This is a genomic window from Azospirillum doebereinerae (assembly GCF_003989665.1).
Lineage (GTDB): Bacteria > Pseudomonadota > Alphaproteobacteria > Azospirillales > Azospirillaceae > Azospirillum > Azospirillum doebereinerae.
Genome location: NZ_RZIJ01000011.1, coordinates 86,025 through 94,582 on the forward strand (window position 1 = coordinate 86,025; position 8,558 = coordinate 94,582).

At 68.8% G+C, this 8,558-nt stretch carries 7 protein-coding genes; all 7 read left to right on the plus strand.

Features of this window, described 5'->3' with window-relative positions; all coding sequences use genetic code 11:
* The first annotated feature begins 162 nt into the window (after positions 1-162).
* Positions 163-390, plus strand: coding sequence for a periplasmic nitrate reductase, NapE protein (napE, locus tag EJ913_RS33015; RefSeq protein ID WP_126999331.1), 228 nt, complete (start codon positions 163-165; stop codon positions 388-390).
* A 14-nt stretch (positions 391-404) separates the two neighbouring features.
* The gene (gene napF, locus EJ913_RS15295) at positions 405-956 is read left to right on the plus strand and encodes a ferredoxin-type protein NapF (protein ID WP_126999332.1); all 552 of its coding nucleotides are present in this window, start codon (positions 405-407) and stop codon (positions 954-956) included.
* Positions 946-1,257 carry a chaperone NapD gene (locus EJ913_RS15300; protein WP_126999334.1) on the plus strand — a complete coding sequence of 104 codons (312 nt, stop codon included), beginning with the start codon at positions 946-948 and terminating at the stop codon, positions 1,255-1,257. Before napF ends, EJ913_RS15300 begins: the two co-directional genes overlap by 11 nt.
* A 58-nt stretch (positions 1,258-1,315) precedes the next feature.
* Positions 1,316-3,808, plus strand: a complete 2,493-nt coding sequence (napA, locus tag EJ913_RS15305; protein WP_126999336.1) for a periplasmic nitrate reductase subunit alpha — start codon at positions 1,316-1,318, stop codon at positions 3,806-3,808.
* Between the two features lie 15 nt (positions 3,809-3,823).
* Complete coding sequence (locus EJ913_RS15310; protein WP_126999338.1) at positions 3,824-4,348, plus strand: nitrate reductase cytochrome c-type subunit; 525 nt, start codon at positions 3,824-3,826, stop codon at positions 4,346-4,348.
* Positions 4,345-5,049, plus strand: a complete 705-nt coding sequence (locus tag EJ913_RS15315) for a cytochrome c3 family protein (RefSeq protein ID WP_126999340.1) — start codon at positions 4,345-4,347, stop codon at positions 5,047-5,049. The genes EJ913_RS15310 and EJ913_RS15315 overlap by 4 nt, the downstream gene beginning before the upstream one ends.
* A 200-nt stretch (positions 5,050-5,249) precedes the next feature.
* A complete protein-coding gene (locus EJ913_RS15320) occupies positions 5,250-8,516 on the plus strand; it encodes a PAS domain S-box protein (RefSeq protein WP_126999342.1) in 3,267 nt (1,088 codons plus the stop codon).
* Positions 8,517-8,558 lie beyond the last annotated feature (42 nt).

Consider the following 8,558-nt stretch of genomic DNA (forward strand, 5'->3'; position numbering starts at 1 on the left):
AACTCAACCGTGGAAGCGGGAAAATCCCCTTGCCGAAAACGGTCGGGTTTGCCGAGAGCCTATCGGAAGGGGTGCCTCCTCAGGGTGACTTCCCGTAATGGGAAGGATCATACATTTGTCGGTTGCAGCGCTGCCAAAAAATTAAGCAGAAAGGCGCGACGGATGAGCCATTTTTCATCGAGCGGCAAACCTTCCGGACCACGACCTCGTCTGGTGCCGGACCGGAACGACCCTCCCGGAACCGGGACGAAGCGGCGCGATGTCGCCATGTTCGTCCTGCTGGCCATCCTGATCTGGCCGGTCCTGTCCATCGCCGTCGTCGGCGGCTACGGGTTCCTCGTCTGGATGTCGCAAATGATTCTGGGACCGCCCGGACCGCCGCCGGTCTGACGGGAGGGGGCCTTATGACCGCCGACACGGTCGATCTGGGACGGCGGGGCTTCCTGCGGGGCCGGCGAAGCGACGCGCCCGCCCCGATCCATCCCCCCTGGTCCCGGCCCGAGTTCTTCACCGACCTGTGCAGCCGTTGCGGCGCCTGCGCGGACGCCTGCCCCGAAGCCATCCTGCGCCCCGGCGACGGCGGCTTTCCGGAGGCCGACTTCGCGCTCGGCGAATGCAGCTTCTGCGGCGCCTGCGCCGAGGCTTGTCCGGAGCCGATCTTCGACCGCAGCGGCGCCCCCTGGTCGCTGGTCGCCACGGTCGCCGACACCTGTCTGGCGGCCCGGCGGGTCGTGTGCCGGAGCTGCCAGGACGCCTGCCCGGAATCGGCGATCCGCTTCATCCCGGCGCCGGGCGGGGCCGCCCACGCCACCATCGACGACGCCGCCTGCACCGGCTGCGGCGCCTGCGTGGGCGCCTGTCCGGCCGACGCCGTCACCCTTCGCCGCCAGACGCCCAACCGCCAGACGCCCAACAGCCAGCTTGGCAGCCAGCCGGGAGACCCCCATGCCCTTTGACGCCGAACCCCCCGCCGAACCGCCGACGCGCTCCGCCCGAGGCAACGAACACCACCTCGCCTCGCTTCTGCTGCACGTCCGGCCGGAGTGCCGGACCGCCGTGCGCGCCACCGTCGCCGCCATGCCGGGGGTGGAAATCCACATCGAGCAGCAGGGCAAGATGGTGGTCACGGTCGAAGGACCGCACGAGGGCTGGATCGCCGACCGGATGACCTCCCTCCACCTGCTCGACGGCGTGCTGTCGGCGGTCATGGTCTTCCACCACCTCGAAACCGTCGCGGACACCGCGCCGTCCGCCTGAACGGCGGAGCGCCGGACCGACAGGACGACCGAAAAACGAACGCAAGGAGGAGACGTCCATGCTGGATCGTCGCGATTTCATCAAGGCGCAGGCGGTGGCCGCCGCGGCGGCGGCCGGCGGCATCGGGCTGCCGGCCATGGCCCAAACCTCGATGGTGGCGGGCGAGGACGCGTCGCTGAAATGGTCCAAGGCGCCGTGCCGCTTCTGCGGCACCGGCTGCGGGGTCATGGTGGCGACCAAGGACAACCGCGTCGTCGCCACCCACGGCGACATGCAGGCGGAGGTCAACCGGGGCCTGAACTGCGTGAAGGGCTATTTCCTTTCCAAGATCATGTACGGCAAGGACCGGCTGACCCAGCCGCTGCTGCGCATGCGCGACGGCCAGTACCACAAGGAGGGCGAGTTCCAGCCGGTCTCCTGGGACCGCGCCTTCGACGAGATGGCCAAGCAGTGGAAGCGCGCCATCAAGGAAAAGGGGCCGGACTCGGTCGGCATGTTCGGTTCCGGCCAATGGACGATCTGGGAGGGCTACGCGGCGTCCAAGCTGATGCGCGGCGGCTTCCGCACCAACAACCTCGATCCCAACGCCCGCCACTGCATGGCGTCGGCCGCCGTCGCCTTCATCCGCACCTTCGGCATGGACGAGCCGATGGGCTGCTACGACGATTTCGAGCACGCCGACGCCTTCGTGCTGTGGGGCTCCAACATGGCGGAGATGCACCCGATCCTGTGGACGCGCATCACCGACCGCCGGCTGGCCCACCCGCACGTCAAGGTGGCCGTGCTCTCGACCTTCGAGCACCGCAGCTTCGAGCTGGCCGACGTCCCGATGATCTTCGAGCCGGGCACCGATCTGGCGATCCTCAACTACATCGCCAACCACATCATCCAGACCGGCCGGGTGAACAAGGAGTTCGTGGACAAGCACTGCAACTTCCGCCTGGGCCAGAAGGACATCGGCTATGGCCTGCGCCCGGAGAACGTGCTGGAGGTGCGCGCGGCCAACGCCAAGGACCCGACCGATTCCAAGCCGATCGACTTCGACGCCTTCGCCAAGTTCGTCAGCACCTACACGCTGGAATACGCGTCCGAACTGACCAAGGTGCCCAAGGAACGTCTGCTGGCGCTGGCCGAACTCTACGCCGACCCGAAGACCAAGGTCATGTCGCTGTGGACCATGGGCTTCAACCAGCACGTGCGCGGCGTGTGGGTCAACCACATGGTCTACAACATCCACCTGCTGACCGGAAAAATCTCGGAGCCCGGCAACAGCCCGTTCTCGCTGACCGGCCAGCCGTCGGCCTGCGGCACGGCGCGCGAAGTCGGCACCTTCGCCCACCGGCTGCCCGCCGACATGCAGGTCAACAACCCGACCCACCGCGCCCACACCGAGGAGGCGTGGAAGCTGCCCAAGGACCATCTGCCCGGCAAGATCGGCTACCACGCCGTGCTGATGGACCGCATGCTGAAGGACGGCAAGCTCAACGCCTTCTGGATCATGGTCAACAACAACCTCCAGGCGGCGCCCAACACCGAGCAGGAGACCTACCCCGGCTACCGCAACCCGGCCAACTTCATCGTCGTCTCCGACGCCTACCCGACGGTGACGGCGTCGGCCGCCGACCTGATCCTGCCCGCCGCCATGTGGGTGGAGAAGGAAGGCGCCTACGGCAACGCCGAGCGCCGCACCCATTTCTGGCACCAACTGGTCACCGCGCCCGGCGAGGCGCGCTCGGATCTGTGGCAACTCATGGAGTTTTCCAAACGCTTCACCACCGACGAGGTCTGGCCCAAGGAGACGCTGGACTCCAACCCCGCCTATCGCGGCAAGACGCTGTTCGACGTGCTGTTCCGCAACGGCAACGTCGACCGCTTCCCGGTGTCGGAGCTGAACCCTGAGTACCAGAACGACGAATCCAGGGCCTTCGGCTTCTACGTGCAGAAGGGGCTGTTCGAGGAGTACGCCGGCTTCGGCCGGGGCCACGGGCACGATCTGGCGCCCTTCGACACCTACCACGAGGTGCGCGGCCTGCGCTGGCCGGTGGTGGACGGTAAGGAGACGCGCTGGCGCTACCGCGAGGGGCTCGACCCCTTCGTCAAGGCGGGGGAGGGCGTCAGGTTCTACGGCAATCCGGACGGCAAGGCGAACCTCTTCGCCTTCCCCTACGAAGGCCCGGCCGAGGTTCCCGACAAGGAGTTCGACCTGTGGCTGGTGACCGGCCGCGTGCTGGAGCATTGGCATTCCGGCTCGATGACCATGCGGGTGCCCGAGCTGTACAAGGCGATGCCGATGGCGATGGTGTTCATGCACCCCGACGACGCCAAGGCGCGCGGCCTGCGGCGCGGCTCGGAGGTGACGGTGGCGTCGCGTCGCGGCGAGATGCGGACGCGGGTGGAGACGCGCGGCCGCAACAAGCCGCCGCGCGGCGTGGTCTTCGTGCCGTGGTTCGATTCCGGGCGGCTCATCAACAAGTGCACGCTGGACGCCACCGATCCGATCAGCAAGCAGACCGACTACAAGAAATGCGCCGTCAAGATCGTCGCGGTCTGAGGGAGGAGCCCTGCCATGCGTGCCATCCACCTCGCCATCCTGGCGGTGCTGCCCTTCTGCGTCCCCGCCCTGCTGTCCGCGCAAAGCGGTTCCCTGGGCGGCTCCCAAGGGGGCAGCGGAATCGACGCCCAGCCCAAGCGCCTGGACGATCCCTGGCGCCCGCCGGTCAACTTCGTCGATGAGAACCCGGCGCCGCCGATCCCGGCCGACGTCACCGACGACCGCCGCGTCGTCCGCAACTACCCCGAACAGCCGCCGGTCATCCCGCACAACGTGCGCGACTACCAGATCAGCCTGAACAACAACCAGTGCCTGACCTGCCACAGCCGCCGCTTCACCGAGGGATCGCAGGCGCCGATGATCAGCATCACCCATTACGTCGACCGCGAGGGCCAGACGTTGGGCGGGGTCTCGCCGCGCCGCTACTTCTGCATGCAGTGCCACGTCCCGCAGACGGTGGCGCAGCCCATCGTGCCCAACACCTTCAAGGACATCGACAGCCTGCTCAGCCGTCCCTCCGAGGGCGGGGGGCACCAATGAGGCTGCCGATCCCGGAGTTCGTGCGGCGCTGCTGGCGGACCATCGCCAGCCCCAGCCGGTATCTCAGCCTGGGCTTCCTGACGCTGGGCGGCTTCGTCGCCGGGGTGATGTTCTGGGGCGGCTTCAACACCGCGCTCGAGGTGACCAACACCGAGGCCTTTTGCACGAGCTGCCACGAGATGCGCGACAACGTCTACGAGGAGATGAAGCAGACCATCCACTTCACCAACCGCTCGGGCGTGCGGGCGACCTGCCCGGACTGCCACGTGCCGCACAAATGGACCGACAAGATCGCCCGCAAGATGCAGGCGTCCAAGGAGGTGTGGGGCAAGATCTTCGGCACCATCGACACCCGCGACAAGTTCGTCGCGATGCGCCGCGAGCTGGCGGAGCATGAATGGGCGCGGCTGAAGGCGAACAACTCGCTGGAATGCCGCAACTGCCACACCGCCGATTCCATGGACATCACCAAGCAGGGCGCGCGGGCGGCCCGCATCCACCAGCAATACCTGTTCACCGGCCAGCGCACCTGCATCGACTGCCACAAGGGCATCGCCCACCGCCTGCCCGACATGAACGGCGTCGCGCCGGGCTGGAGCGAGGCGTCGGGCGACGACACGCGCGCGCCGGTCGCTCATTGGTTGGCGGACCGGGGGTTGGCGGACCGGGGATTGACGGATCGGGCTCCCGACGGTCGTTGAGGACAGCCAAACGGATGCGCCGCCGCCGTGGGAATCGTTTGGTCGGCCCCGCAGCGGCGGCGCATGGGTGCGCCGCCGGCCGCGTCGCGGAACCAATGGAGTGAAGGGCTATTGTCCTAGGCCGAGGTTGTGTCATACAGAATCGATTGCGGCTCTGAACATTGCCTCCGCCTGTCGACGGTTGGCAAAAGGACTCTCCCATGGCGGACCCAAAGACGAACAGGGCGGCCTTGCGGGTTGTCGAGGAGGAGATCGAGCGCCTGCGGGTGCAGGCCGCGCGGCTGCGCGCCGCCTTGAACCTGCCGACCGACGAGGAGGCGGGCGACCAGGCCCTCTCCGTCCTGGAAAGCGTCACGGAACACGCGATCGTCACCACCGATCTGGACGGCCGGATCATCGGGTGGAACAGCGGCGCCGTCAACAATCTGGGCTGGAGCGAGGCGGAGGCGCTGGGCCGGGACGCCGCGACCCTGTTCTTCACGCCGGAGGACATCGCCAACCATCGGCCCGAGCACGAAATGACGCTGGCCCGCGAGATGGGCCACGTCAGCGACGAACGCTGGCACGTCAACAAGAACGGTCGCTTCTACGCGCAGGGGCAGATGACGCCGCTGCTGGACCGCCAGGGCGCCCATGTCGGCTATGTGAAGGTCTTCCGCGACCGCACCGGACAGCGCATGGCCGAGGACGCCGCCCAAGCGGCCGTCGACGAGTTGCGGCAGATGACCGACGCCCTGCCCATCCTGATCGCCGTCGTGGGCGCGGACCATCGCTACCGCTTCGCCAACCGCCATTACGAAACCTGGTTCGGCGTCCCGCACGACCGCATCGTCGGACTCCACCTGCGCGATCTGGTGGGGGAGGAGGCGTACCGCGACCGCCTGCCCCAGATCGAACGCGCCCTGGCGGGGGAACTGGTCGATTACGACGGCTACCTGCCGGACAAGGACGGAAACCGCCGCGACTGCAACATCCTCTACATCCCCCGCCGGACGGCCGAGGGGGGCGTGGACGGCTTCTACGTCCAGGTGGTGGACATCACCGACCGCATGCGGGCCGCCGAGCAGGCGCGCCGGGCGGACGAGCGCATCCATCTAGCCCTGGAGGCGGGCGCCGTGCACGGCACCTGGGTGTGGGACGTGGTGGAGGACCGCTTCACCGCCGACGCCCGCTTCGCGCGCACCTTCTCGCTCGACCCGGCGGCGATGGAGCGGGGGGTGCCGCTGGCGGAGGTGGTCAAGTCCATCGACCCCACGGACGAGCCGGGTGTCCGGGCGAAGATCGCCGCCGCGCTGGCGCAGGGGGGACGGTACCGTGCGGAATACCGCGTGCGTCAGTTGGACGGCTCCTATCTGTGGGTCGAGGCGAACGGCCATGTGATCACGGACGCGGACGGCAAGGCCCTGCGCTTCCCCGGCGTGCTGGTGAACATCGAGCAGCGCAAGGTCGCGGAACTGTACCAGAACGCGCTGCTCGACCTCGGCGACCGTCTGCGCGCCTTGGACGAGGCGGCGGACGTCGCGTTCGCCTCGGCCGAGATCGTCGGCACCACGATGGCGTCGCTGCGGGCCGGCTACGCCGTCGCCGACCCGGAACGATGCTCCGTCGTCGTCGAGCGGGACTGGCGCGCCGATCCGGACATCCCCAGCGTCGTCGGCCCTCACAGTTTCGCGGATTACGGAACCTATTTCGCCGACCTGCTGCGCGGCGAGGTCGTTGCCATCACCGACGTGACCCGCGATCCGCGCACGGCGACGGACTGCCGGAAACTGCTGGCGCTGAGCATCCGGTCATTGCTGAACGTGCCGCTGCTGGACGAGGGCCGGCTGTCCGGCGTCTTCTTCCTGCATTACGACAAGCCCTACGCGTGGACCGAGGAGGAGATCGCCTTCGCGCGCGGCGTCACCGACCGGACCTGGGCCGCGATGACCAAGGCGGCGGCGGACAAGGCGCTGCACCAGTTGAACGACACGCTGGAACAGCGCGTCGAGGCCGCCGTCGCCGAGCGGGACCGGCTGTGGCAGACCTCCCGCGACCTTCTCGTCGTCATCGACCGCGAGGGGCATTTCAAGGCGGTCAACCCGGCCTGGGTGCGCGAGTTCGGCCATGCGGAGGCCGACATGACGGGCGCCCGTGTGGCCGATTTCGTGCATCCCGACGACCGGGGCGTCTTCCAGCGCCTGGACGAGCATCTGAAGGGTCTGAACGCGGCCATGGAGGTGCGGATGCGCCTGCGCGACGGCTCATACCGGCTGGTCGACTGGATCGTCGCGGCGATGGAGGACGGCTGGTACGCCACCGGCCGCGACGTGACCGAGCAGCGCCGCGTCGAGGAGCAGCTGCGCCAGTCGCAGAAGATGGAGGCGGTGGGCCAGTTGACCGGCGGCATGGCGCACGACTTCAACAACCTGCTCCAGGCCATGTCGGGCTGCCTGCAACTGATCGGTCGGCGCGCCGGCCATGTCGCGGGGGTCGAGAAGATCCTCGATTCCGGGCGGCAGGCGGTCGATCGCGGCGCCAGCATGATCCGCCAGTTGATGGCCTTCTCGCGGCGTCAGAGCCTCCAGCCGGAGATCTTCGACGTGCGCGACCGGCTGCTCGGCATGCGCAGCTTCCTGGACCGGGCGCTGCGCGCCGACATCCAGCTGGAGTTCGACCTCCAGGCCGGGCTGTGGGCGGTGACGGCCGACCCGGTGCAGTTCGAGCTGGCCGTGCTGAACCTCGCGACCAACGCCCGCGACGCCATCCCGACGGACGGCCGGGTGGTGATCGGCGCCGGCAACGTCGAGCTGGACGGCGACGAGGGGCTGAGCGGATCCTTCGTGGAGGTCTGGGTGCGCGACAGCGGGCGCGGCATCGCGCCCGAGGCGTTGCACCGCGTCTTCGAACCCTTCTTCACCACCAAGCCGATGGGCAAGGGGACCGGGCTGGGGCTGGCCCAGGTCTACGGCTTCTGCCGGCAGTCCGGCGGCAACGCCACCGTGGAAAGCGTCGAGGGCCGGGGCACCACCGTGGCGCTGCTGCTGCCCTGCGCGAAGGAAGGGGCGACGGCGAGGGAACTGCCGCGCCGGGCCGTGACGGCGGGCGGCGACGCCCGCGTGCTGCTGGTGGAGGACGATCCGGTGGTGGCGCCGGTCATCATGGCGGCGCTGGAGGATCTGGGCTACCGGGTGATCCGCGCGGCCAGCGGCGAGGAGGCGCTGGACCGGCTGAAACGGGGCGAGGCGGTGGATCTGCTGTTCACCGACGTGGTGATGCCGGGCGAGATCGACGGCGTCGCCCTGGCGCGGGCGGCGCGTCGGCTGCTGCCCGGTCTGGCCGTGGTGCTGACCACCGGCTACAGCGAGGACCGCGCCGGGCTGGACGGGTTGCCCGTGCTGCCCAAGCCCTACCGCATCGAGGATCTGGCGGCCGTCATCAAGGCGGAGCTGGAGCGCGCGGGGGTTGCCGGCACGGACACGCCCTGACGGCCGGCGCCCGACCCCGCCCGAAGCGCGCCCGGCCGCGCC

Coding starts and splice junctions, on each gene's coding strand:
- EJ913_RS15300 (WP_126999334.1), top strand. CDS start 946: ATGCCCTTTGACGCCGAACCCCCCGCCGAACCGCCGACGCGCTCCGCC.
- EJ913_RS15320 (WP_126999342.1), top strand. CDS start 5,250: ATGGCGGACCCAAAGACGAACAGGGCGGCCTTGCGGGTTGTCGAGGAG.
- napE (WP_126999331.1), top strand. CDS start 163: ATGAGCCATTTTTCATCGAGCGGCAAACCTTCCGGACCACGACCTCGT.
- EJ913_RS15315 (WP_126999340.1), top strand. CDS start 4,345: ATGAGGCTGCCGATCCCGGAGTTCGTGCGGCGCTGCTGGCGGACCATC.
- EJ913_RS15310 (WP_126999338.1), top strand. CDS start 3,824: ATGCGTGCCATCCACCTCGCCATCCTGGCGGTGCTGCCCTTCTGCGTC.
- napF (WP_126999332.1), top strand. CDS start 405: ATGACCGCCGACACGGTCGATCTGGGACGGCGGGGCTTCCTGCGGGGC.
- napA (WP_126999336.1), top strand. CDS start 1,316: ATGCTGGATCGTCGCGATTTCATCAAGGCGCAGGCGGTGGCCGCCGCG.